Raw genomic sequence first — 1,365 nt, forward strand, 5'->3', positions numbered from 1 at the left:
ATATTATAAAGAGCTTAATCATTTGAACATTAAAAAAATCGTACAGTTCTCAATTGGCCCCATAGGGGCCGCTGCGTTAAGTTTAGTTACACTTCCTTTTGTAGCGTGGTTTTTTAGCGTAGAGGATGTAGGCCGGTTGACCATGTTGCAAGTCACTCTAGGGCTCTCAGTATCCCTATTTAGCTTAGCAATGCATCAAGCCTACGTACGCGAGTATCATGAAGAGGATGACAAACCCTCTTTATTTAAACATGCAGTACTGCCCGGCCTAGCTGTTTTAACCTTAGCACTGTTAATTATAAGTATTTTACCATGGTCAATTTCCAAATTATTATTTGATATCGATTCAACTTTACTCACTTGGTTACTAATTCTTGGTGTATATTGCAGCTATTTGATTAACTTTTTCGCACATGTTGTAAGGATGGAAGAACGTGGCTTAGTGTTCTCTGCTACTCAAGTTTTTCCTAAACTATTCTTGCTTTTTTTTATTTGCTTTATATTTTTGCTCAATTTAGATGCAGATTTTCAAACTCTTATGCTAATGAATATACTTGCCGTTGGATGCTCGGTAAGTATTTTTGCGTGGTGGACAAGAACAACATGGTTGCCCGCTATATTAAAACCGCTTGATCGTGAACTTTTGCATCGAATGTTAACCTTTAGTCTACCGCTTGTTGCTGGTGGTATTGCGTACTGGGGCTTAACAACCATGGATCGTTTCTTTTTACGTAGTTTTTCAGGGTTTGAGGAACTTGGAGTCTATGCGTTATCAGTATCACTCGCTGGAGCCGTATCAGTTATTTCGACAATATTCTCAAATCTCTGGCATCCGACACTGTATAAATGGGTAAAAAATGGTGTTGACAAAACCAAGGTATTAAACGTCATTGAGTGTATGCTACTTGCAGTCTGTTTAATCTGGACGCTAGTTGGAATGTTTTCTTTTGTTTTGGTTTATTTTTTACCGCCAGAATATTCAGCTATTGAATACTTAATCGTTGCTTGTGTTGCTATGCCACTATTTAAAATGTTGGCAGAAACAACAGGTGTTGGTATTGGTATTACGCGTAGATCGTCATTTTCTATGCTTGCATCAATATGCGCTTTTATCGTTAATGCAATTTTGAACTACCTTTTAATACCTGATTTAGGGGCTTCTGGTGCAGCAATTGCGACATTGTTAGCTTTTTTTGCCTACTTCGTTGTCAGAACAGAGGCGACTGCAAAGCTTTGGTGGGGGTTTCCAAGATTTAAAATATACGGTATAACCACACTCTATATGTTATTAACTACATTCACAGTTGTTAACGAGAATAGTTTTGTGTATTTATTTTTTGTTTGGCTATTGCTACTGCTATTAAC

General features: G+C 37.5%; 1 protein-coding gene. It reads left to right on the plus strand.

From position 1 onward, the window contains the following. On the plus strand, nt 1-1,365 hold a 1,365-nt coding region (locus BZJ19_RS16900), incomplete at both ends, for a lipopolysaccharide biosynthesis protein (protein ID WP_235608288.1).

It is taken from the genome of Salinivibrio proteolyticus (genome assembly GCF_001996165.1).
Lineage (GTDB): Bacteria > Pseudomonadota > Gammaproteobacteria > Enterobacterales > Vibrionaceae > Salinivibrio > Salinivibrio proteolyticus.